Consider the following 24,675-nt stretch of genomic DNA (forward strand, 5'->3'; position numbering starts at 1 on the left):
TATTACCGTCGTTAACAACTATCTTCAAAGCACACCTATGGGAGTTTAACGACGCATGCCTGATTTTTCGCGCAGAGAAATACTGCGGGCTGCCGCCATCGGATCGGCTTTTTCACTGTTACCAGTCTCGATCCGTAAAGCCCTGGCAATTCCGGCCAATAACCGCACCGGCACGATTAACGATGTCGAACACGTGGTGATCCTGATGCAGGAAAATCGCTCGTTCGATCATTACTTCGGCACACTGCCCGGGGTACGCGGCTTTAGCGATCGCATTACCATCCCGTTGCCCGACGGCCGTCATGTGTGGCAGCAGCAAGGGGAAAATCGGCTGGTGCTGCCCTATCACCTGGACAGCAAGCGCGGCAATGCTCAGCGGGTTAGCGGCACGCCGCATTCGTGGGTAGACGAGCAGTCCGCCTGGGATAGCGGCCGTATGAGCGCCTGGCCCACGTACAAAACGCCGACCTCGATGGGGTATTACCGTCGCCACGAATTGCCTTTCCAGTTTGCGCTGGCCGAAACCTTCACCCTATGCGACGCCTATCATTGTTCGATCCACGCGGGTACCAATACCAACCGTCTGTTCCACTGGACCGGGACCAACGGCCCAACGGCTGCCGACGTCGCTGTCGTGGTCAACGAATGGGACAGCCCCGGCCCCGTTGAGGTCGGCTACCAGTGGCATACGTATCCAGAACGACTCGAAGCCAGTGGTGTCAGCTGGAAGGTCTATCAATTTTTGCCGGATAACTTCACCGATAACCCATTGGCGGGTTTTCGCCAGTATCGCGCCGCCAGCGTTAAAGTGGGTAATCCGGCGCAGCCGCCGAAAGATTTCACCGCCTTTGTGCCCTACCGCGATGAGCTAAACGCCGAAGCGCCGCTGTACAAAGGGAATGGCAATACACTGCCAGCCGCTAACGGCAATGATTTGGCCGCGATGTTAGCCGGTTTCCGCGCCGACGTGCAGCAGGGCAAACTGCCACAAGTAAGTTGGATTATCGCCCCGGCAGCCTACTCGGAGCACCCCGGGCCGTCCAGCCCGGTTCAGGGGGGCTGGTTTACTCAAGAAATCCTCAATGCACTGACCGACAACCCCGAGGTGTGGAGCAAGACCGTACTGTTGGTCAATTACGACGAAAACGACGGTTTCTTCGATCATATGCCTTCACCTTCCGCCCCCTCATTACGCGAAGACGGCAGCTTTGCCGGCAAATCAACGGTGCCGTTCGACAGCGAAATATTTCAACACGTTGCCCCTCCGGGTTCACAGGACCAACCCCCACCAGACGGTCGCATTTATGGCCCCGGACCACGCGTGCCAATGCTGGTGCTATCACCCTGGAGCCGTGGCGGTTGGGTCAATTCACAGGTATTCGATCACACCTCGGTACTGCAATTTTTGGAGAAACGCTTCCAGGTGCATGAACCGAATATCAGTGCCTGGCGACGGGCAGTGTGCGGCGATCTCACCTCTGCGTTCAACTTTGTCGACCCTAACGGCGAGACGTTACCCAGCTTGCCGGCAGTCAGTCGTCACGCTGCCGACAGCTTGCGCCAACGGCAGGAACAGTTACCACAGGTACCTCTGCCGCCACCGGACAAGCAGCAGTTACCGCACCAATCGAGATTGGCACGTCCATCACGTGCGCTGCCTTATCAACTGCACGTTGAGGCCACCAGCTACCCCGAACAACACATGGTGACGCTCAATCTGTACAACACTGGCGCACAAGGCGCGGTATTCCACGTTTACGATCGACTGAACCTGGATCAGATTCCACGGCGCTATACCGTCGAAGCAGGAAAGGCCGTCAGCGATAATTGGTCAACGACGGATGAATACCATTTGTGGCTACTGGGCCCCAACGGTTTTCATCGTGAGCTGCGTGGCAACGTTCAGCAGCCGCAGCCAGAAGTACGCCTGACCCCACAGGGAGATCGTTTGTCGCTAACGCTCACGAACCCCGGTAGCCAGACAACAACAGTAACCATCGCCCGTTGCCCCTATACGCAACTCGGCCCTTGGCGAATTGAACTGCCGGCAGGTGGCCGCCATCAGCAAGCCTTTGACGCCAAAGCCAGCGGTGGTTGGTACGATCTTTCGTTAGAAGGTTCTCATGGCTGGCGGCGACGATTGGCAGGCCGTCTGGAAAACGGCGATCACAGCGTCAGCGATCCGCTGATGGGCAAAGCCTAAGATATCCGCACAGGGGTGTTCAAAAAGCGAAAGGATATGGATTATCACCCGCCACTTTATTCGGGAGCGGGGATAACTCGCTGCGGCATTTTCACCGGCAATACAGCCGAAACAAGCGCGCCAGGTGTGCGCCCATCGGCGTCAGAGTGGTGTCTTTACGCTGGATCAGATAAAACGTCGCCTTTGGAAGGCTCTCCTCCAGCGCCAGCGGCACCAGATGTTTGCCCAATATTGGATCAGAAATCACATCTACCGACAAAATACTGACAAAGTCACTCTGCGCCACCAGGCTGGTGCAAGCCATAAAAGTCTCGCATGTCACGCTGATCGACGGCGCCATCCCCAAGTCCCCGAACAAATCATGCAACAGCCGATAGTAGCTGCCTTTAGGCGTTGGCATGGTCCAGTCGCAGTGTTGCAGTTGCTTAAGTGATGTCGCCCCCTCCATCGGGTGCCCCTTACGCACCACCACTTTATACTCTTTCTCCATTAGCCGTTCGTATTGCAGCTCATTGTCCATGCTACTGGGGTAATAGGTATTCACGGTAAAATCCAGTTCACCCTGTCGCAGTTCCGGGATCATCGACACCAACTGCCCTTCAACAATTCTGACTTTGACCTTAGGGTATTCACGATGAAACTGAGTAATCACCTGCGGCATCACTGTTCGCGCAATACTGCCACCGACGCCGATATTCACTGATCCCCCTGCCAGCCCTAGCCGTTGTTGGATATCTTCTTGCGCCACCCGGAGTTCTTCGAGGATCAGACTGGCATGTTGGAAAAAGTTATCGCCACAGTCGGTGAGCACAACCCCTTGGCTACGGCGGATAAACAACTTGGCCCCCAGTACCTGTTCCAGTTCCTGAATCGACTTGGTTAGCGCGGGCTGTGAAAGGTGTGAAGTGCGGCTGGCGGCGCGAATGCTGCCCTGCCGGCTGACTTCTACAAACGCACGTAATTGGTGCAATTTTATTGAGGCGGGCATAGGCAAGTGGCGATAACTGTTGTTTATCAATAGCAACATATTGGCATCTTATTTAGCCCGATTCCATTGTGTACATTCGAAAAAAACATAATAAATAACCAAATTCTTATTTCGCTTAATTAAACGCATTTTCTGCGGTGATAAGCGCTCTTCACGGTAGTTAGTCACTAAATACGCCATTTTCATTAAATAGTTTCACCGTCTGATTTCAGTTCAGCGCACCACTGCTGCCCGGCATTTGCCTGGGCGCGATAACTTATGAGATATCCCAATGAATAATCCGCTTTCGATGTTGGTGACCGATTTATACCCGCAACTGCAGGCTTGGCGCCGTGACTTCCACCGCTATGCCGAGTCAGGTTGGTTTGAGTTCCGCACTGCTACTCTGGTGGCTGAAGAACTGGATCGACTGGGCTATCGCCTGCAACTGGGTCGCGAAGTAATTAATGCCGATGCACGTATGGGGCTTCCGTCTGCCGAAGTCTTACAGCAACAAGAGCAACGCGCACGTGAACAAGGTGCGCTGGAAAAATGGCTGCCGCACTTTTCCGGCGGTTTTGCCGGCATTGTTGCCACGCTGGATACCGGACGCCCTGGCCCGGTGATTGCCTATCGGGTTGATATGGACGCGCTCGATCTGAACGAAAAACTGCAACCGGATCACCTGCCGTTCCGTGAAGGGTTCGCCTCCTGTAACAACGGCATGATGCATGCATGTGGTCATGACGGACACACCACCATCGGCCTGGGACTGGCGCATGTATTCAAGAACCTGGAACCGCAACTGAGCGGCACCATCAAACTGATTTTCCAACCGGCGGAAGAAGGCACCCGTGGCGCAAAATCCATGGTGGAAGCCGGCGTCGTTGACGACGTTGATTTCTTTACGGCTGTGCATATTGGCACCGGTGTGCCTGCCGGGGAACTGGTGTGCGGCAGCGACAGCTTTATGGCCACCAGCAAGCTGGACGTCACCTACCGTGGCATAGCCTCCCATGCCGGCGCCAAACCGGAAGACGGCCGTAACGCCCTGCTGGCGGCGGCGGCGGCCACATTGGGGTTGTACGCTATCCCACGTCACAGCGAAGGCAGCTCACGCATCAACGTCGGTGTATTACAGGCCGGTACTGGCCGTAACGTGATTGCCGATCAGGCCTTTATGAAAGTGGAAACTCGTGGCGCCACCAATGCTATCAACGAGTTTGTCTACCAGCAGGCACTGAATGTGATTGAGGGCGCAGCCAAAATGCACGGCGTGGAATGCGAGATCGCGCTGATGGGTGCGGCGCAGAGCAGTAAACCGACCCAACCGTGGGTGGACTATATCCACCAGCAAGCACAGGGCATCGCAGAGCTATCTTCAGTAGTTGATCGCCGCGAGCAGGCTGCCGGTTCAGAAGACGCCACCTATATGATGGAACGGGTTAAATCCCACGGCGGTCAGGCCTCTTACGTGATTTTCGGCACCGAACTGAGCGCTGGGCACCACAACGAGAAATTTGATTTTAACGAACAGGTTATGGCGGTAGCGGTGAAAACACTGGCGTCTCTGGCGCTGAACCTGCCAACGTTTGGGAGCAAAGCATGAGTAATCCGCAATTACTGGCGTTCATCAATCAGTACATTGACCAACACCAGCCTCGTTTCAGCGCACTGAGCGACAGCATCTGGGATCACCCTGAAACGCGCTTTACCGAAACCTATTCTGCCAACCTGCTAGCCGATGCGCTGGAGCAGGAAGGCTTTACGCTTGAACGTGGTGTTGGCGGTATTGAAACCGCGTTTATCGCCAGCTATGGCAGCGGCCATCCGGTGATCGCGCTACTGGGCGAGTACGACGCTCTCGCCGGACTGAGCCAGCAAGCGGGGTGTGCCACACCGGAACCCTTAGTGGAAAACGGTAACGGTCACGGTTGCGGCCACAATCTGCTGGGTACCGCCGCACTGGCAGGGGCATTCGCCGTGAAAGCCTGGATACAACAACAACACCTGACCGGCACCGTACGTTTCTACGGCTGCCCCGGCGAAGAAGGCGGCTCCGGCAAAACCTTTATGGTACGTGAGGGGCTGTTTGATGGCGTCGATGCCGCCCTCACCTGGCATCCTGAAGGCTTCAGCGGGATGTTCAACACCAGTACCTTAGCCAATATTCAGGCAGCGTTTCAGTTCAAGGGAATCGCAGCTCACGCCGCTAACTCGCCACATCTTGGCCGCAGTGCACTGGATGCCGTGACATTGATGAATACCGGTGCCAACTTTCTGCGTGAGCACATCGTGCAGGAAGCCCGGCTACATTACGCAGTCACCAACACTGGGGGCAGCTCACCCAACGTGGTGCAGGCCGACGCAGAAGTGCTGTACCTGATCCGCGCGCCGCAGCTCGATCAAGCGCAAGATATTTACCAGCGGGTGATCAACATCGCCAAAGGCGCGGCACAGATGACAGACACTCAAATGACGGTGCGTTTCGACAAGGCCTGCTCCAACTATGTGCCGAACCGCAGCATGGAACAGGTGATGTATCGCTATGTCTGTGATTTCGGTTTGCCAGAGTACAACGAGGAAGAACGCAGGTTCGCCACCGAGATCCGCCAAACGCTAAACAAGGACGACCTGCGTAATGCCAAGCTGAATATCGCCCGTACCGGCGGTGCTGCCGGGCGCGAATGGGTGCAGAATTTGGGCGACAAAGTACTGATGGATGAAGTTGCACCTTATGTGGCGTCTGAAGATCTGCTGTATGGCTCCACCGACGTCGGTGATGTCAGTTGGGTAACGCCCACCGCTCAATGCTTCAGTCCGTGTTTCGCACTCGGCACACCATTGCATACCTGGCAACTGGTAGCACAAGGCCGAACCTCTATCGCACACAAAGGCATGTGCCTGGCGGGTAAAGTCATGGCGGCTACTGCCATCGAACTGCTGAGCGACAGCAACCTTCTGGCTGACTGCCGTCGTGAGTTCGAACGCCAGCGTGCAGAACAGCCCTACAGTTGCCCAATCCCCAAGGGCATTAAACCTTCACCGTTAAAATAACGACTACGCTGCAAAGGCCCGTAAACCGGGCCAGTAACAATAATTATAATTAAATCAAATAATAAAAAATAAACACAACAGGACAAACACAGAGGGTAAGCCAATGAGTGAGGTCACAACGTCAGCGAATAAAAGCCCCGGCCGCGTTTTTTACTGGGTAGAACGCATCGGGAATAAAATCCCCAATCCATTTTTACTGTTCGTCTATTTGATCGTTGTCTTAATGCTAGCCACTGCGCTGTTCTCTTGGCTAGACATGGTGGTGAAGAACCCGGCCACTGGCGAATTAATCAAGGTGAATAACCTGATGAGCGTGGAGGGCATGCAGTGGATCTTCCCCAATATCATTCATAACTTCAGCAGCTTTGCCCCACTGGGTGCCATTCTGGCATTGGTGATCGGCGCCGGGCTGGCCGAGAAGGTCGGACTGCTGCAAGCATTGATGTACAAGATGGCTTCACGCGTTAGCGCCCGCTATGCCAGCTACATGGTGCTGTTTATTGCCTTTTTCAGCCATATATCCTCCGATGCCGCACTGGTGGTAATGCCGCCGCTCGGCGCACTGATGTTCCTGGCAGTAGGCCGTAACCCGATAGCTGGATTGCTAGCCGCTATAGCTGGGGTTGCCTCAGGCTTTACCGCCAACCTGTTGATCGTAACAACCGACGTACTGCTTTCCGGTATCAGTACTGAGGCCACCAAAGCGGTGGACGCCGCCGTCCACGTCAGCGTGATCGACAACTGGTACTTTATGGCAACTTCAGTGATCGTGTTGACCATCGCCGGGGCGCTATTAACCGATAGGTTTATAGAACCGCGCCTGCCAAAATGGCAGGGCAGCGCCGAGGATAAAATTGAGGCGCTGACCCCACTGCAAAACCGTGGGTTGATGATGAGCGGTATCGCTGCACTGGTGTTTATCGCCATTATCGCCGCACTGGTGGTGCCGGAAGCGGCCCCGCTGCGCAATCCTAAAACCGGCTCGGTGATCCCATCGCCGTTTATTAAAGGCATTGTGCCGATCATTATCCTGTTCTTTTTCACCGTCGGTATTACCTATGGCGTCGTCACCAAGCAAATCCGGCGTCCGGACGATATTCCCCACCACCTGATCGAACCGATGAAAAGCATGGCCGGGTTTATCGTTATGGTATTCCCGTTATCGCAGTTCGTGGCGTTCTTTAACTGGAGCAACATGGGCAAGTTTATGGCCATCGGCCTGACTGACATGTTGGAAGCGGCAGGCATGAGTGGTGCACCGGCGTTTCTGGGCCTGATGTTCCTTTCCGCCTTCCTGTGTATGTTTATCGCCAGCGGCTCCGCCATCTGGTCGATACTGGCGCCGATATTTGTGCCGATGTTTATGCTACTCGGCTTCCACCCTGCGTTCGCGCAGATGATCTTCCGCATCGCCGACTCGTCGGTGCTGCCACTGGCGCCGATGTCGCCGTTCCTGCCGCTGTTTCTCGGTTTTCTACAGCGCTACCGCAAAGACGCCCAGCTTGGTACCTATTACGTGCTGATCCTCCCGTATCCGCTGGTGTTCTTTGCTGTATGGATTTTGCTGTTGCTGGCATGGTATGCGCTCGGCCTGCCGATCGGGCCGGGAGTCTATCCGAAGATGGGGTAAAGGTTGCCGGCCTCCATGTCTGGAGGCCGGAAGCATTCAACTATCAGAAACGATAGCCAATGCCGATGTTGAAGCCGTTAATAGCGTGGTTTTTATCATCGGCATCCAGTCTGGATCCTTCGTAACCGACATCAATCGCCAGGTTCTCCATTGGATTGACCTGGAAACCGACACCGTACATAAAGGACGTTTTCTTCTGGTTACCGCTCTCTTCGCCCATATATTCGTAAGCGCCGTTTGCGTAGTTATTCCAGGATGACTTGTAATCAAGCTTGTTATAATTCAACCCCAGCAAACCATAGATGCTGATATATTGGTTAAAACGATACGCTGGACCAACAGACAGAGAGTAGTATTTAACTTCAGCGTGGTGATCTATCACGTCACGGTAGAAACTGTAAGACTCATTCTTGTCACCGCTCATATAGGTAAATGAGCTGATAACGCTGATCGGGGAATCCCACTCGTAGCGGTATTTTAAGTTAACGCCGTTGATATTCTTGAAGTCCTGCACCTTGCTCTGTGCATAGCCGGCAGTGATAGTGCTTTGCCCGGCATGTACCGCAGTTCCGAAACCCAGAGTAGAAATAACAATACTGGCAATGACTAACTTTTTCATAACAATCATCCTTAATAGTAAGTAGAACAACATTGGTGCGAAAGCATTGGTATCTATGTCATATTGACGGCATAAATAATTTATTAGTTTTAATCAAGATAAATTGATATATAAAGTTAGAGAGTAACACACTCACTGCAATAATTAATCAGTTGAACCGGTAATTTGTGGACTACTACGCATCAATAATAATTCCTGCCGCCCAACAGACCTGTTTTATAGTTGCATTCTTTGTCTTCATTACCCCACGACTTTGATGCATGGTGGCTGCTGGTCAGGTCAACAACACTTACACCCGAGTTGGATGAGTAGATGTCATAATCGTGCCCAACCTCAGGGATAAAATTTGAAGAGCGCGTAGCTATGATTTGAGTATATTGAGACCTAAACGTCTCTTCTTTATAGGTGATACTGACATGCTGATTCGCTTTGATTTTGTATTCTATCGCATCCATCCCCTGCATCTCGGTAGACGGTGGTAACATGCCTGGTAGTTTTTTATTGTAGGTTGACTTGATACCCATGACATTGACACCCGCAGTCAAACTCTTGGCATCCACAAGTTTGTAGCACTGCCCTGATTTTTCATAAACCTCAAGAGTTAAAGGCGGCAGGTAGTTTTTCACCCTGATCCTGGCAAAATCTGCACCTGCGTAATCATCTACAGATTTTGTTAAGCTCACGGAACAGCCAGAAACGACACTGACAGATAGAAAAACTGTAAAAACTTTTATTAATACTTTAGCAACCACAACCACCATCCATTTTTATTTAAATAATCAATGCGTTAGAAAAAACACAACCAATCCACAGTTTAAAAATTGAAAATGAATATATTTATCAGTAACAAAAAAAATAAAAACCAAGCTGTTCGCATTAATCATCAGGTTTTATTTTAACTTTACGTGCTCTATACCAATCCAATCCCCTAAAGATAATAGCAGCCAAAGAAATCGCACTCCCACCAACAAATCCAAAGAAAATAGCCCTATGAATTTGCTCAACAGGGAAATTGAATTCCCCTTTACTTAAAAACGATACCGTTGAAATCACCCCTCCAATTAAAAGCAAGAAAGCAATACAAAAAAACCAGCTATAAATAAATAACTTAGCATATTTAAAAATCAATCTAATCATTTCTTATTTACCTTTTCATCAGCGGGCTTTGATAAATCCTTTATGAATCCACTTGTAAACTCTGATGACATACCACCAATAAAATCATATACATACCCTGGAACCTTATCGTCGCCAAGGATCTTCTTGACGCCCTCAGGAGCATACTTACCAAACCCGCCCCCCACAAGAGCACCACCTGCTGCAGCGCCAACCGAAACTGGATCAGCCCCATCAGTAAAGATCGTACCGCCAATTGCAATACCGATATTGGCTGGGATACCTCTTCCTGGTGCCAATCCTCCCGTGACTGCCGCCGCCGTGGTACTCCAATAATCATAAGTTTTGGTTTCATGCCCTGGTTGACTCATGTCATACCATTGATACGCTGCATTCGCTCCGCCACTCAGAACTGAACTGACGGCTACCTTGCCGATCGATGCTGCTGGTCCAAGATAGATCGCTCCCGCAATCATTGCGCCATCGGCGTAACCATTTATTATCACTTTAGCGATATCGGCCCCCTCAGGCATATCTCCCTTGGCGTAATGACTCATTGCAGCTTGTATTTCATCGAGCGATTTTCCTTCTTTCACCATGCTTTCTTGCAGAGACATTGCCCCTGAACCGTAGCTCATCATCCCAGGAGAAAAACCAAGCTGGTCATTGTTCTCAGAGGTATTCTTACCGGATTGCCCGCCAGTGACGGCTCCTGCCGTATCACCACTTGCCAACCCACCGGCCAAGCCGCCTGCGAGCGTGGCCAATGCAGAAACCGTCTGGCGCTGCTCTTCGCTCATTTTGCTGAAATCGCTGGTACCAAACATCGCCTCGGCAATCGCTTTGGTACCCAGTGCCGCCGTCGCAGCACCTGCTGCCCCTGCTGCGGCCGACTGGCCTTGCAGCTCCGCCAGTGCACCAGCCACCACCGCATGCGCGATAATACGACTTTCCTCATTGGGTGCCAGACGGTGTATCTGTTCCGCCAGATAAGGCGCAGCCCCACCGGCAATTGCCGCTTGCAGATCGCCACCGGCCAACCCTTGCACCGCGGCTACTGCTGCCTGCATGCCTTGTTGTACCTTACCGCCCGTGCCATAACCCGACTCGCTAAACGCCTTGTTATAGGCCGTCTGATAAATCTGCGCGTTGATATCGTCGTTGGTGATCACCTCACCAGGCCTATCTTTCGCCAACTTGTCGGCCGCCGCCTTGCGATCGGTATCGGTGACGTTATTCATCTTCTCTTTGGCAGCCTTGGTCGCTGTGATCGCCCCCTCGGTCCGCGCAATGTCCATCGCCTGATTGCCGATCTCGCCGATCAACTGCGCCTGCTGCAGGCGTTTCTGCTCTTTCTCTTTATCGAAGATCGGGCTCAGGGTTTGGTTGGCGTGCTCTACGTCGCGGCTCAGGTCACTGACATTCTGCGTTTGTTTGTCCTGATCCCGAATGATGATGGTGCCGTCGCTCACCGCCGATTGGGTGGTTGAGCTGTCATGTCCGCTGTTGTTGGCCCCCACCAGCAGGCCGTTGGCCATGTTACCGGCGAACTGGCTACCGATGCTGCCGCCGGAACTGATGCCCACGCTCTGGTGCTCTACCTCGAAATCAGCCTGATTATGGATGTCCTTAAAGCCCAGCGTGCCGGTGTCGAGTTTATTTTTGTCCGCCGTGGCAGTGCTGCCGATTACCGCGCCGTTAAGCTGGGTATGTTCGCCCACCGTCAGGTCAAAGCCACCTTTACCGGCGAAGATACCGGTCTGCTCCTGCACGCTGTCGTAGTTGCTGTGCATCTTGTCTTTGCTCAGGCTGATGCTGCCGGAGCCGGTCATGGAGCCGAAGGTGAAGCTGCCGCCGGCGCTGGCATTTTGCTGTTTCGAGTCGTAACGATCGCTGTCCTGCTGGCTTTCCAGCAGCAGGTTGCGGCCGACGTCGGCCTTGACCGTTTCACCGGTGACCTGCGCGCCGATCAGGTTGGTGTCACGTCCGCTGGTAATATTGACCTGATTACCGGCGTTCACCGTGGTTTCGGTATGGCTGGTACCGTTGCCCTTCTCGTTGCCCTTGCCTTTATTGACGCTGGCAGAAACGCTCAGCCCAATGCCGCCGGAACCGACGCCGATGCCCACGCCCAGCGTGCCGCCCTGGCTCTCGTTCTTGCCATCCAGATACTGGGTGTTGGTGGCAGACAGCAGATTCACGTCCCGATTGGCATTCAGGGTGATGTCTTTGCCCGCCTGCAGTTGGCTGCCTTGCACGGTGATGTCACCATCCTGACCCTTCACACCGTTGCCGCTGGCAGTAATGCTCAAGTTGTTGCCCGCCGTCAGGCTGCTGCCCTGAGCGGTGCTCTGCCCGCTGTTCTGGGTCGAGGTGGAGGACTGGGTACCGTAGGAAATACTGATCCCGACCATGTTGTTGTTGGCGGGATCGGCACCCTGCGCCTCAGCCAAGCGCGCAGCCTGCACCGCCTGTACACCACTTAACGCTGCTTTGGTGCCCTGCAACGCCGCCAGACGGCTGTCGTCGGTAGATTTTGCCTGCTGTGAGGTTTCCACCGCGGTGTTCAACGCGCTGCCAACCGTACCGGAAAGCGCCAGCGTCAGCCCGGATTTCTTCTGTTCAACCTTGTGGGTCTGGCTATTTTGATCCTGCGCCTGCGTCACCGACACATTCTTGCCGCTCAACGCCATGTCTTTACCGGCCACCAGCTCAGAGCCGGTTACCGCCAGGTTGTTACCGGCGCCCAGAGTTACATTGCCGTTTACGCTGCCGAGGGTACTGCCCTGATTGGTCAGGCCCTGCGAGGTATCGGTGGTTTTCAGGCTTTCGGTACCGTAGCTGATGCCGATGCCGCCGCTGCTCATCAGGCCGGATTTTTTCTCCTGCTTGAGATGCAGTTCGCGGTTGCTTTCGGTCGCACCGGTCACAGTCAGATCGTTGCCTGCCAGTAGTTTCACATCCTGAGTACCAGCTACGCTGCTGCCCTGCACACGCAGATCGTTACCTGCCAGCACGTTGATGCTGTCACCGCTCAGAGTGCTACCCTGAACAGTTTGGCGATCGAAGGTGTCTCGGGTTGTTGTCGTGGTTTTCGACAACAGGCCATTGCCCCCCGTCACCTTGTGACGCTCATCCAGATCACGTGTGTTCTCGCCATTAAGGATATTAACGTTATGGCCAGCATTCAGGTTAAGCGCATCACCCGCGGAAACTGTCGCCGCACGGGCGTTGAGATCGTTACCCGCATTGAGAGTCACGGCCCCTTTACCGACCACCTCGCTACCCACCTGTTGGCTATTGCCCTGTTTCAGGCTGTTATCACCGTTCCAAATCAGGTTGTCGCGGCTGGCGGTGGTCACCGTATTCAGGTTAAGATCACGCCCGGCATTCAGCACCGTCTGGCCGTTCTCACCACTGTTAACCACCTGCGCGGCATCCAATTTAATGTCGCGACCGGCCTGCAGCATCAGCTTGCCGTCAGCGCCTTGCACATACATACCCGCCACGCTGTCGATATTGGTGCGCTCGAAGCTGTTGGCCCCGTTAACGCTCTGCGCCGTACGGGTAGTACTGATGGCGTTGATATCACGCCCGGCGCTGGCCAACAGTGAGTTATTGCCCTGGATCACGCCACCGATATTGTTGATGTCGGTACGGGCGATCAGCCCAACGTCAGTGCCCTGAATGTTGCCCGCCACGTTAGTGATATTGGCAGCACTCAGTTTCACCACTTCGCGGCCTGCAATATGGCCGCTGTTAAACAGACCGTCTCCCAGATTGAGGTTGACGTTGCGCCCGGCAATCAATGCGCCAGAACCGTCCAGATCGCCCGGTTGCATGCGTGCATACACCTGCGGCACCAGCACATTTTGCTGGCTCCCGTCCGGCAACGTGACCTTGGCATTCACCAGCCAGACGATGTCTTTGGTCAACAGCCCCATCTGCTCTGGCGTCAGCGCTACGCCAACCTTCAGGTTATATTGCTGACTGAACGTCAGGCCTTGATCCATCAGCGCCTTGAACTGCTCTTCGTCGTTGTTGTAACCGTCCAGATACCGCTGGCCTGTCAGATTAATTACTTGTTCACGGATCAGTCGCTGTTCGTAGTAACCATCACCCAGGCGTTTCAGCACGTTGTCCTGATTATTGGTCGCCTTGGCGATCATGTAGTCCGAACCCAGCCAGGATTTTTGGTTGGTGAAGCGCGGATCGGTTTCCACCAGATACTGCCCACCTGGTGCCGGATTGGTCTTGAACAGGCTGTTATCTGGCAGGCGAGTGTCAGGGCCGACGATACGCACAACGCTGTCGACCGCGTCACCCTGTTGGTTGTTCACCTTATTAGCGACTTCAAACTGTTGGCCTGGTTGCAACGCCACCGCTTGAATCACCGGCAGCGCACCGCTGCCAATAGTCTGCATCCCGGCAGAAACATCGCTGCCAGTCACCACGGCATTCACCCCACCGGCCGCGCCGATGGTGGCATTGGTGCCCTGTGGCGTTAGCGGCGTGATGGCGATCGGGTTGCCTGCAACCTGCCCGTGATCAATCAGTTGGCTAGGTTTCAGCGCAATGGTCTGAATAGTGGTCGGCGGCGTGTAGGCCGTGGCGTTATGTCCCTGCTTGTCCTTGCCTTTCTTCTTGATGCGGTAGTAATTGGTCACTTCCCCGGCGTCAGTGGTCAGGCGCTGGCCCGCCACCGCTACGTTATCCACGCTGCCGGCATTGATCGCCAATGTACCGCCCGCGACCACCTGGCTCTTGTCATTGAGCAGATGACCCGCGTTGATCGCCATATCGCCACCGGCGATTATCTTGGCCGGATCGCTTTCCTTGATCTGGGTTTCCTGCACCGTGCGGTTGAAATCGAACTGGTTGTAGTTGTCTTTACGACCGTCCGGCGTGTTGAGGTAATTCACCTCATCGTGAGTAATGCGTATTTCGTCCGGCTGATAGCGCTTATCGGAGCCGCTCAGTTGATACTCGGTCAGCTTGTCGCTGGATACTGTCACCAGTTCGGTGCTGAAGTGATCATTGATGTTATTGATCTGCCCGGCGGACAGCGCCATGTTACCGGCAGACTCAATGGTCGAGCTGTGGTTATTAATGGTGCCAGCCTGCCCGCTCGCCAGGTAGTTAGCGTCAAGCTGGCCGCCAATGGCCATATCCCCGCCGCTGTAAATCAGCCCGTGGTCATAGTTATTCAGCGTCTGGGTGCCAATATCTACCCGCTCGCGCCCGGCCAACGTGGCGGCAGTACCGTTCTCCGCCAGGTTGTTGAAGGTGACGGTTTGCACGCCAATCGCATCGCCATAAATGCGACCCGTGCCGATGTTGGTCAGCGTATTGGCAGTCAGCAAGGTGTGCTTGCCATCGATCAGGCCGTAGTTGGTCAGGGTGCCATTCACCGTAAGCCAATCCTGCCCGGCATTGATCTCACCACTGTTGCTGTTGAACAGATTGTTAGCATGCAGATCAAGCCTGGAGCCCGCCAGCAGTTTGCCGCTGTTGGTCACATCGCCCGGCGTAGTGAAGTTAAAATTGCCGTTGGCGATCATCTCGCCGCTGTTATTGATGCCTTGCCCACTGACCAGATTAATATCACCCAACGACAGCAACTGCCCATCGCCACCGACCGCTGCGGCATTGATGTCCAGCAGCTTGCCAGCCTTAATGGTGCCGGCAGTGTTCAGCAGGTTAAGCGCTGCGCCCTGCAACTGCAGATTTTCGCTGGCCGCCAATTGGCCCCCGCTGTTATCAAGCAGGCCCGCGTTAGTGATGGTCAGTTGTTGGTTAGCCAGAATGCTGCCGCCACGGTTGCTCAGTGTGCCGGTGTTCAGCGCCACTGACTGGCCTTCCAACCCTTTATTTTCCGCCTGCGTCGTGTCGTTGGTGAACTGCAGAGCATTGAGCGTTACGCTGGCACCACTGCGGATCAGCCCCAGAGTGTTATCGATAATCCCCTGCGCACTATCCAGCAGCAGGTTGCCGACCGCCTGAATTTGTCCGTTGCGGTTATCCAGACCGGCGCTGGTGAGCGTCACCGCCTTCTCGCCGATAATCCGCCCGCCGTTACTGTTATCCAGCTTCAGCGCCGTCAGGGTGAAATCGCCTTTGGCCCCCAGCGTGCCGCCCTGGTTATTGAGGTCGCCACTGCTGAGTTCCAACTGGCCCAGGCTGTGCAAGGTGCCGTTCTGGTTATCCAGCAACTGACCCTGGGTATCGATCTGCATATCCGCACCCGACTGCACCAACCCGCCCTGATTATTCAGGCCGCCCGTGCCGGTCGTCGTCAGATCTAATGCCTGTTGCGCCACCAGTTTGCCGCTGCCATTCAACAGTGCTTCTGCGTCGAGCTTGAGATTTTTACCGGCAATCACTACACCTTGGCCATTATCGAACACACCAGTGGTGAGGTTCATGGCACCTTGGCTGGTGATACCGCCTTTATCACCACTGTTGTTATTGGTCAGTCGATCGACCTTCAGTTCCAGACGGTCACCGCTCTGTATCAGACCGCCGTTGTTGTTATTCAGGCTGTTGCCGTGCAGCTCCAGCACCGTCTGAGCAGCCAGTTGACCGCCCTGGTTTTCCAGCAGGCCGAAGTTGATCTTCGCTGCATCGGCACTCACCAAGGTGCCTTGGTCGTTCACCAGATGGCCGCTATCCAGTTGCAGTTTTTTGCCTGCGCCAATCACGCCAAGATTGCTGTTATCCAACAGTTCTTTGGCGTTCAGTACCATATCCTGACCGGATTTAATTGCTCCACCCTGGTTATTGATGGTGTTAGCCGCAGCCGATAAGTGCTTCTCGGAAGCCAGCGTACCGTAACGGTTATCCAGTTGGTCGCCGTGCAGTTGCAGGTCACCGGAGCTGGCGATAAAGCCGTCTTGGTTATCTACGGCACCGCCAGTGATAACCAGTTTGCCCAAGCTGCTGATGCCGCCATTCTTGCCGCTGTTGCGGTTAGTTAATGCCTGTCCGTGAGTATCGAGAGTCGCGTCCCCACCTGCCTGCAACAGACCGCCGTCATTGGTCAGCGCCAGACTGTCGATGTTGAGTGTTTGCTTGCCGACCAACGTGCCTTTGCTGTTATCCAGGCTGCCGGTGAACAGATCTGTCGTTCCGCCGCCCACCAGCATGCCCTGTGTGTTGTCCAGCGCACCGCTGTGGATCGCCAGCGTTCCCTGGCTGAGAATACCGCCAGTTTCACCACTCAGACGGTTGCTCAATGCCGCCCCATGGGTATCAATGTTCATGTTGCCGGCAGATTGCAACAGGCCACCGTCATTCGTCAGCAGGCCGCTGTTCAAGGTCAGATCACCGCTGGCGGCGATAACGCCTTGCTGGTTGTTCAGCGCACCCTTGCCGAGCGCCAGTGAAAGTTCACCACCAACGACTTGCCCAGCTTGGTTCTCTAACCCGGCGCCGCTCACTTGCAGGCCTTGTTTGGCCTCGATACGACCGCTGCCGTTGTCCACTGCCTGCCGAGCTATGACCTCAGCGCTGCCCGTCGCGGCGGAAACCAGCCCTTTGCGGTTATCCAGTTTTTCCGCCTGCAATCGGGTCTGTTGGCTAGCCGCCAACTGCCCCTGACGGTTATCGATAACACCGCTGACCTGCGCTTTCAGACTCCCATCCTGCGCGGCAATCACTTTGCCATTTTGGTTGTTCAACTGTGCTGCGTTTAGCGTCACATTACCGTTAGCCGCCAGTTGGCCACCCTGGTTATCGATGCCCTGACGGGCATTGAGGCGCATATCTCCGCTGCCGCTTTGCACCAGTTGGCCATTACGGTTAGACAGGCTGTCGGCATCCATCGTGATCTGCTGCGCTGACGTGGTACCGCCATCCAGTACGTAGTCGCCACCCTGCATACTGAGCTGGCCATTGGACAACAGTTTGCCGCTGTCGCCCTGCAAGCGGCCAGTATTCACTGCCAGCGTGCCTTTGCCCGCATGTACGATTTCACCGCTCTGGTTATCGATCGCCCCGGCCTTCAACGTCAGTCCGTTGCCGTTACTGGCGATGCGGCCGCCAGCGTTATCCAGTTTGCCCTGTGGGTTCAGCGTTAAATCTTCACTGCCAAGCTGGGTGATTTCGCCCTTCCGGTTCGATAAATCATGCGCATTCAGCGTCAGTTTATTTGCCGCCAGCTTGCCGCCGTCGTTGTTCAGTTGCTTACCGCTGTTGGCAATCAGATGCTGTGTCGCCTCGACTTGTGCATTGGCCGTCGTCAAGTCACCCTGTCCGGCGTCCAGCGTGACATTAGTACCGGCAGTCTTGCTGCCGCTAATGTCCGCCCCCTGCCCATTGGCATGCAGATTACCCGCCGCCAGGTTCTGGCCTTGTGCTGTAAGCTTACCGCTGGTGGTCAATGCCAGTTCACCACTGCCGCCCAGCTTGCCATCTTGTTGTACTCCAGCTGCCAACGTACTGCCTTTGCTGCTGTTCAGGCTGGCTGCCTGGACACGCACATTATTGCGTGCGGCGATAGAACCGCTGTTTTGCACATCCCCTTCACTACTGACGCCAGCATTGCCTGCTGCAAACAGTGAACCACTGTTGCTGACGCCGCCTTTCGAGGCCAGCTGCATGTCGCTGCCGCTGCTGATTTTGCCGCTGTTTTCAATGCGGCCATCGGCGGTTACCACCACGCTACCGGCCTGCGCACCAATATTACCGGCATTGCGTACCCCGACGCCGGTTTCGGTGCCGATCATACGGATCTTACCGGCATACATGCCGCCCAACTTCGCCACATCCACCGCCAGTTGCGGTCGCGTAGCGGGATCGTCACTTTGTTTGTCGATCTGCTGATGCGTCGCATCCACCTTGTTGCGACCGGTGGTGACTTTAAGATCGTTTGCCCAAAGCCCGGCGTTGATCTTCGTCGATCGCGCGATGATCTCGGTATAATCCTGCCGCGAACTGTCCATACCGGCGCCTTCAACCACTACTTCGCCGCGTTCAACGTTGAAGCCCGTCAGGTTGCCGTTGTTCATCTGTGCCTGACCGGTGGTCAGGGTGGCACGGTTGGCGTTGATAAAGCCGCAGCCATTACAGGTAATACCGGATGGGTTGGCGATCACCACCTGCGCACGCTGCCCGGCGACTTCGATGTAACCGTTCAGGCGGCTAGGATCACGTGAGTTGACCTCATTGAGGATCACCTTGGCCTCGCCTTTCGCCAACCACGGGTTACCGTCGACCCAACCGCCCTGTTGCGTCTGAGTCATTTTGTGGGAGTTGTTGAGGATCGCGCCTTGCTTGTCGACGTCGAACTGGCTGTAGGTATTACGGGAAACCCCACCAGCGCTTGGCGTCTGAATATTGACCTGTGGCGTACCGTTAGCACTGTTAACAATGGTCGGCTGCTGACCACCCGGCGCATTACCGTCGGCGATAATTGCCGCCTGCACCGGCTGTATAGCACCCAGTGCTATCAGCAGGCTGAAGCTAACAGCACTGATTTTGCCGATACACTGGCTCAGCGTATGGCCCAGACCAGGTGAACGCGCGGACCCGGCACGACCGGAGCGGGCAATATCCGCCACCACCATCAGCATGCCACGCGCTTTGTTGAAAACGATACGATACAGGTTCTTGTTCATGGCAATGTCCTTATTGAATTTCTGATGGTTCGACGGCTAACGGGTGGCTCGCCCACCATTGCTGCGCTTGCTGATGGCTGACCTCTGCACCTTTAAAGTTCACCACACGTTTTCCGCGTTGATCCCCCCGGTGATACAGCGCCCGTACGCACAGGTGCGGGAAGATCTCCCTGGCCATCAGATTACGCATTTCCCGCGTATGACCGAACGGCGCGATCCAGTCACAGAACCACAGACGATCGCCACTGTTCCAGTCACTTTCTTGCATATTCACTGCCGGCTGTGTCAAATAGCGCGCTTCAGCGTCTTGACTCATCCAGGCCCAACTGAGGAAAAACACGGGCTGATTTTGCTGTGATACCAGCACATATTGTTGTCGCTTGATGATCGGCAATAACAGTGTCGGTAACGTGTGCAGCGGCGCATCGCGGTGCATCGGAGAATGCATCCATAACCATACGGCCGCACCAAAGGCTTCCGCTTCACTGTCGTCACCACCGAGGATCAATGGTGCCCTGATATCATATTCGCCTGCGCGCATCGTCATGCCTCAGTAGTTCCAGCTCAGATTGAAGCCCAGGGTGACCGGGCTGGTGCTGAAACCGTCCGGTTTGGAGAAGGGCACGCCTGCAAACAGGTCATAACCGACCTTGTAGGCATAACCGCGCAGCCCAACAACACCGCCAGCCAAGTGTTGCCCCGCCAGATAATCAGAGCCATATCCACCCACTTCACCGTAGTCGGCACCGAGATACAGCTCTTGCCCCTGCAACGGCGTGCGCCAGGCGAGATCGTTGCGGACGAACCAGCCGTGATTAGCGTTCAGGGTGCGCTCACCGTCAAAGCCGCGCACCGTCCAACGGTTGCCGATAGCAAACTGGTCCTGCGGCGTCAGCGGCGTGTCGCTGATCTGGCGCTGATACTGGACGTTATATCTGAAGTTCTGGGTAAACAGGCTGAACGGCACGTCGAGCTGGGCGTTGAGCTGCACAATTTTGCTAAGGGCAGTGGCTTCACCAAAGGTTTCTTCCGGGGCCGACAGTGCGCCGAACCAACGGGTCCCCCGTTGATAACTGACACCCGCGTCCAACGTAGCCTGCTGAATATAGTGGCGGTGCTGCAAACCCAGTCGCCAGCCGGAGGTGCGTCGACGCTGCACTTCCAATTCGGTGTCATTGATGTAGTTGCTGGATTCGCGCGCCAGCACGTCATAGGTCAGTGTGGTTTTCTGGCTGCCGTTACGGTGTAGTACCCGGCTGAGCTGGAAATCCAGGTTTTTACTCTTGCCGCTGTAACGGGAGTCTACATAGGGTCCAGCGATGGTCTGGTGATAGTCATAGCTGTTGGCGGTTACCCCAGCCATCCAGTAGCCGAAAGGTACCGAATAATGGCCGGTGATGTTTTTAGTACCTTTGCCCCCCTGGTTTTGCAGATCGGTGGAGCCTGAAATATAGAACAGGTCGCTGAGCGAGAACGGGTTATCCAGCGACAGCGTCAGGCCCCCCTGATAACGCCCGGTGCTCTTGGTGCCAGAGTCATCCAACGAAGCGCCTATACGCCACATACGTTCCTGCTTCCAACTCAGAGCAATATCACTTTCGCCGGGTTGTTCACCGGGGATGATTTCCATGTTGGCCTGTACCGTCGGCAAACGCTGGAGGTTTTCCAGCCCTTGTTCGATATCGCGCAGATCCAGTAGGTTGCCTGCATGGGCCGGGAATGTGCTGTAAGGCTGAATGTAATGACCGCTGTCCGGTGTCAGTTTCACCTGACGTACGTAACCTGGCACCACCACCAGCCGCAGCTTGCCGCTTTTCAGATCCTGTGACGGTGCCAACACGCGGGTGGTGATATAACCGTGATCCACCAGCCGGTTTTGCAGAGTGCTCATCAGCAGGTTAATGCCCTGACCACCCAGGCAGTGGCCTTGCGCCTGATCGGCAATACGTTGCAGCGGCAGCCAGTGAGGCAGTTTATCCTGGCCGGTGAGTGCCACCTGGTCGATGGGGAAACAGGGTTTTTCCTGCGGGAAAGAAATACGGCCAAAGCTGGACGAAGGTGGAGACAAACGCACATCCGGTGTCGGCGGTGTCAGTTGTTGCTCCAGCGCCTTTTGTCGCTGCTGCTGTATGATCAGCTGTTCGTTGTTTGGCGTTGCCGCGTGAAGCGGTAGGCTGTATATAAACAGCGGCAAGACAACGGAGCTTAATGGAATACAGCCCTTACGCACAGCAAGGCTGAGCGACGAGTACGCGGAATGGCGCATTACTTTTTCCCTGTCTAAAGACAAATAAAAGATAAGAATTGAAAAAAAACGCAAACATTATGCGCACGAATAGCCCACAATCAACTTAATTTTGGTCCGTAATGGGCGCTAGATAACAAAACACTTAATAGAAATACGTTACACCCCTAATATATCCCCCTAAGAAAAACCCAAAAATACCATTCAATTCATTGATATACATATGATAAAATTAAAATTCATTTGTGATATCTATTAATTAACATGAATAATTGCATCTAAACGATGCATTTATTCATCACCGCATGCTTATGCTAAGCAGCACCTATAATTTAGGAAACATCCTATTCAAAATCCTCGCCATAATTCATTGGCCGTATTTAGAATTCACGATTTCCATTAATCTTAATTCAATTTTTTAATTATAGTTGTCAACACGTTACTTATTCCCGCTTGCTATAACTTATTCCCTATTCTTCATTTTTTGGCCCGCTACATGCTGACTTTACCAACAAGCTTCAGATTCTTTCATTGCAATGCTAAACCGGTTCTTCTATTTTAGCTCGTCATCTGACACAGGTGAAAACAGGGATTGAACATGGTTAATCGCGTATGGGTTCTGGGTGACGCAGTTGTCGATCTGGTTCCTGAAAATTCAAACAGTTATCTTAAATGCCCCGGTGGTGCTCCCGCCAATGTGGCGGTGGGTATCGCCCGCCTTGGCGGCGACAGCGCCTTTATCGGTCGAGTGGGGCAAGATAGCTTCGGCGCTTTCTTACAGCAGGTGCTAAGTGAAGAGCAGGTGGATATCTGCCATATGTCACAGGACCCCGACCACCACACCTCCACCGTGGTGGTCGATCTCGATCTACTGGGTGAGCGTTCCTTCACTTTTATGGTCAATCCCAGTGCCGATCTGTTCCTGCAACCCGAGGATCTACCTGATTTTAAGGCAGATGAATGGCTACACGTCTGCTCTATCGCCTTGTCGCAGGAACCCAGTCGTAGCACTACCTTTACCGCGATGGAAAACATCAAGGCAGCTGGCGGCTGGGTCAGTTTTGACCCGAATATTCGCGAAGATATCTGGCGTCAGCCGGAAGCATTGCGTCCCTGTTTGCAAAAAGCGTTGCTACTGGCAGACATAGTAAAAATCTCACAAGAGGAGCTGAATTTTATCAGCAGTATCGGGGAGTTAGAGAGTGGTATTGATTGGATGATGCAGCGCTATCCACTACGTTTGCTGCTAGTGACACTCGGTGGTGACGGCGTGTGCATGCATGACGGCAAGCAAATACGCCACTTCCGCGCCCCTTCGATCACCCCTGTCGACACCACTGGAGCGGGCGATGCTTTCGTCGCCGGCTTGCTGGCGGCACTGGCACAGCTTGGCACTCTGCCACAAGAAGAACAGTGGTCAGCCGTCATCGCCCAGGCCCAGGCCTGCGGCGCATTGGCTACCACAGCCAAAGGTGCAATGACGGCTTTGCCACGGACCGACGAGCTGCAAGATTTCCTCCAGCGTTAGTCCGTTAAGAGTGCATTTGGCCCCCACTCCCCTCACCTAAATCATTGGCTCTGGGGGCCATACCTACCGTTTTCATCATTAGGGTGTAATTTGCGGGCTTGATCACAATAGCTGAATCGGGTTAGCAAACTTGATTGCAAGCAGCCTATCAACTCACTATCTTTCATCATGAAAAACCGGTTTAGCAATTTAGCAAAATAATAACAACCTTCCCGGATGATAGAAAATCATGAAGAAACTTAGCTATCTGGCAGTCACAACAGGGCTTCTCATCTCTACTTCTGCGGCGGCTTCTGGCGCCAACAACAGTATCGAAGCGCGTCTGAATGCGTTGGAACAACGGCTGCAACAAGCTGAACAACGGGCATCGCTGGCAGAAACTCGTGCCACAGTAGCGGAACGCAAAGCACAGCAGTTGGAGCAGCGCACCGCGAACACCGAACGACAAACCATGCAGGTCGCACAACGTACTGCAACGCTGGAAACCCACGCCACACCGGCTAGCAACCTGCAACTCACCGGTTTAACCGACCTTAAATTATATGGCGATGTCGAATTTAACCTGGATGGGGCCAGCCGCAGCGGTCAGCTCACTTCGTTGAAAAGTAGCGACAACAAAGACTGGAAGCCCGGTAACAAAGAGCGCTGGGATATCAACGGCCGTATTCTGGTTGGCGTAGACGGTTACCGCCGTAACCCGGACGGCAACTTCTCGGGCTTTAGCGTGCAGCCGTTGGCAGACATGACCGGCAAAATGAACCTCGATGATGCTGCTTTCTTCTTCGGCAACGAAAAGAACTGGCAAACCAAGATTGGCCGCTTTGAAGCCTACGACATGTTCCCGCTCAATCAGGACACCTTCATCCAGTATTCCGGCAACACGGCCAATGATCTGTACGCCGACGGCTTCGGCTATATCTATATGATGAAAGAAGGCCGTGGCCGTAGCAGCAGCGGCGGTAATCTCATGTTGAGCAAATATGCCGGTGACTTCTACTTTGAACTCAATACGTTGGTGGAGGACGGGACATCGCTGTTCCAGGATGACAACTATCACGGCAACAGTTTGGATAATAAGAAAAATGTCGCCTATCTGCGGCCAGTGATCGCCTGGAAAAAAGACCAGCTTAGCGCGGCGGTGGCGATGGAAAGCAACGTGGTCAACAACGCATATGGCTATCATGATGGTCAGGGGCAATTCGTCGACCAATCCAAACGTAACGGCTACGGCATGACCCTCAGTTGGAACAACACTGCCACTAATCCGGACAACGGCGTGGTCGTCAATCTGAGTACCGCCTACCTTGACGCCTCAGGCGAACAGGATTTCACCGCTGGCATCAACATGCTGTGGCGCCGCTTTGAACTGGGTTATATCTACGCCCACAACAATATCGAAGAGTTCAATACTACCGGCATGACCGCAGACATCAGTAACCCGCTCAGCGAGCCGGGCAAATATGACATACACACCATTCATACTTCGTACCAAATACCAAACATCATGAATATGAAGAACTTCAATTTGTACCTCGGCGCTTACGTTTCAATGCTGGAAGCCAATGCCGAGAACAAGATCGCCAACGCCAACAACGATCAGCGCTATGGCGTACGCGCCAGATTCAAGTACTTCTTCTGACGCTGAAGGGCTGATTTCCGCCGCAAACTACTGCGGCGGCATTTTTATTTATAA

At 54.2% G+C, this 24,675-nt stretch carries 13 protein-coding genes; 6 read left to right on the forward strand and 7 right to left on the reverse strand.

The window, feature by feature from the left end:
• The first annotated feature begins 55 nt into the window (after positions 1-55).
• Positions 56-2,203, forward strand: a complete 2,148-nt coding sequence (locus SGBXF1_RS20605; RefSeq protein WP_186427465.1) for a phosphocholine-specific phospholipase C — start codon at positions 56-58, stop codon at positions 2,201-2,203.
• Positions 2,204-2,294: 91 nt separating this feature from the next.
• On the opposite strand, the gene SGBXF1_RS20610 is transcribed toward SGBXF1_RS20605, so the two are convergent.
• Positions 2,295-3,191 carry a LysR family transcriptional regulator gene (locus SGBXF1_RS20610; protein ID WP_037416662.1) on the reverse strand — a complete coding sequence of 299 codons (897 nt, stop codon included), beginning with the start codon at positions 3,189-3,191 and terminating at the stop codon, positions 2,295-2,297.
• A gap of 271 nt (positions 3,192-3,462) precedes the next feature.
• Between SGBXF1_RS20610 and SGBXF1_RS20615 the strand changes: the two genes are divergently transcribed.
• The 3 genes from SGBXF1_RS20615 to abgT all read left to right on the forward strand — a co-directional run bounded on the left by SGBXF1_RS20615 (position 3,463) and on the right by abgT (position 7,857).
• Entirely contained in the window at positions 3,463-4,779 is a 1,317-nt protein-coding gene (locus tag SGBXF1_RS20615) for a M20 family metallo-hydrolase (RefSeq protein ID WP_186427466.1), read from the forward strand.
• Positions 4,776-6,227 carry a M20 family metallopeptidase gene (locus SGBXF1_RS20620; protein WP_186427467.1) on the forward strand — a complete coding sequence of 484 codons (1,452 nt, stop codon included), beginning with the start codon at positions 4,776-4,778 and terminating at the stop codon, positions 6,225-6,227. The genes SGBXF1_RS20615 and SGBXF1_RS20620 overlap by 4 nt, the downstream gene beginning before the upstream one ends.
• Before the next feature lie 103 nt (positions 6,228-6,330).
• Positions 6,331-7,857, forward strand: a complete 1,527-nt coding sequence (gene abgT / locus SGBXF1_RS20625) for a p-aminobenzoyl-glutamate transporter (RefSeq protein ID WP_186427468.1) — start codon at positions 6,331-6,333, stop codon at positions 7,855-7,857.
• Between the two features lie 43 nt (positions 7,858-7,900).
• Here abgT and SGBXF1_RS20630 read toward each other — a convergent pair whose 3' ends face one another.
• The 6 genes from SGBXF1_RS20630 to SGBXF1_RS20655 all read right to left on the reverse strand — a co-directional run bounded on the left by SGBXF1_RS20630 (position 7,901) and on the right by SGBXF1_RS20655 (position 21,475).
• On the reverse strand, positions 7,901-8,476 hold the full coding sequence (locus SGBXF1_RS20630; protein WP_037416649.1) for an Ail/Lom family outer membrane beta-barrel protein: 576 nt from the start codon (positions 8,474-8,476) through the stop codon (positions 7,901-7,903).
• A gap of 182 nt (positions 8,477-8,658) precedes the next feature.
• Positions 8,659-9,228: a hypothetical protein gene (locus SGBXF1_RS20635; RefSeq protein ID WP_238320989.1), complete on the reverse strand. Its 570-nt coding sequence runs from the start codon at positions 9,226-9,228 to the stop codon at positions 8,659-8,661.
• A gap of 124 nt (positions 9,229-9,352) precedes the next feature.
• Positions 9,353-9,613 (reverse strand): hypothetical protein, encoded by a 261-nt coding sequence (locus SGBXF1_RS20640; protein ID WP_227021831.1) that lies wholly within the window; start codon positions 9,611-9,613, stop codon positions 9,353-9,355.
• Positions 9,610-19,209: a hemagglutinin repeat-containing protein gene (locus SGBXF1_RS20645; protein WP_238320990.1), complete on the reverse strand. Its 9,600-nt coding sequence runs from the start codon at positions 19,207-19,209 to the stop codon at positions 9,610-9,612. Before SGBXF1_RS20645 ends, SGBXF1_RS20640 begins: the two co-directional genes overlap by 4 nt.
• Positions 19,210-19,219: 10 nt before the next feature.
• Positions 19,220-19,750, reverse strand: a complete 531-nt coding sequence (locus SGBXF1_RS20650) for a toxin-activating lysine-acyltransferase (protein ID WP_037416883.1) — start codon at positions 19,748-19,750, stop codon at positions 19,220-19,222.
• Positions 19,751-19,759: 9 nt separating this feature from the next.
• Positions 19,760-21,475: a ShlB/FhaC/HecB family hemolysin secretion/activation protein gene (locus tag SGBXF1_RS20655; protein WP_186427469.1), complete on the reverse strand. Its 1,716-nt coding sequence runs from the start codon at positions 21,473-21,475 to the stop codon at positions 19,760-19,762.
• Positions 21,476-22,052: 577 nt separating this feature from the next.
• Between SGBXF1_RS20655 and SGBXF1_RS20660 the strand changes: the two genes are divergently transcribed.
• Both SGBXF1_RS20660 and SGBXF1_RS20665 read left to right on the forward strand, forming a co-directional pair.
• Entirely contained in the window at positions 22,053-22,982 is a 930-nt protein-coding gene (locus SGBXF1_RS20660; RefSeq protein WP_061807894.1) for an aminoimidazole riboside kinase, read from the forward strand.
• 229 nt (positions 22,983-23,211) lie between these two features.
• Positions 23,212-24,621, forward strand: a complete 1,410-nt coding sequence (locus tag SGBXF1_RS20665; RefSeq protein ID WP_186427470.1) for a carbohydrate porin — start codon at positions 23,212-23,214, stop codon at positions 24,619-24,621.
• Positions 24,622-24,675: the final 54 nt, after the last annotated feature.

This window comes from Serratia grimesii, from assembly GCF_900186025.1.
Taxonomy (GTDB): Bacteria; Pseudomonadota; Gammaproteobacteria; order Enterobacterales; family Enterobacteriaceae; genus Serratia; species Serratia grimesii.

Coding starts and splice junctions, on each gene's coding strand:
- SGBXF1_RS20605 (WP_186427465.1), top strand. CDS start 56: ATGCCTGATTTTTCGCGCAGAGAAATACTGCGGGCTGCCGCCATCGGA.
- SGBXF1_RS20610 (WP_037416662.1), bottom strand. CDS start 3,191: ATGCCCGCCTCAATAAAATTGCACCAATTACGTGCGTTTGTAGAAGTC.
- SGBXF1_RS20615 (WP_186427466.1), top strand. CDS start 3,463: ATGAATAATCCGCTTTCGATGTTGGTGACCGATTTATACCCGCAACTG.
- SGBXF1_RS20620 (WP_186427467.1), top strand. CDS start 4,776: ATGAGTAATCCGCAATTACTGGCGTTCATCAATCAGTACATTGACCAA.
- abgT (WP_186427468.1), top strand. CDS start 6,331: ATGAGTGAGGTCACAACGTCAGCGAATAAAAGCCCCGGCCGCGTTTTT.
- SGBXF1_RS20630 (WP_037416649.1), bottom strand. CDS start 8,476: ATGAAAAAGTTAGTCATTGCCAGTATTGTTATTTCTACTCTGGGTTTC.
- SGBXF1_RS20640 (WP_227021831.1), bottom strand. CDS start 9,613: ATGATTAGATTGATTTTTAAATATGCTAAGTTATTTATTTATAGCTGG.
- SGBXF1_RS20645 (WP_238320990.1), bottom strand. CDS start 19,209: ATGAACAAGAACCTGTATCGTATCGTTTTCAACAAAGCGCGTGGCATG.
- SGBXF1_RS20650 (WP_037416883.1), bottom strand. CDS start 19,750: ATGCGCGCAGGCGAATATGATATCAGGGCACCATTGATCCTCGGTGGT.
- SGBXF1_RS20655 (WP_186427469.1), bottom strand. CDS start 21,475: ATGCGCCATTCCGCGTACTCGTCGCTCAGCCTTGCTGTGCGTAAGGGC.
- SGBXF1_RS20660 (WP_061807894.1), top strand. CDS start 22,053: ATGGTTAATCGCGTATGGGTTCTGGGTGACGCAGTTGTCGATCTGGTT.
- SGBXF1_RS20665 (WP_186427470.1), top strand. CDS start 23,212: ATGAAGAAACTTAGCTATCTGGCAGTCACAACAGGGCTTCTCATCTCT.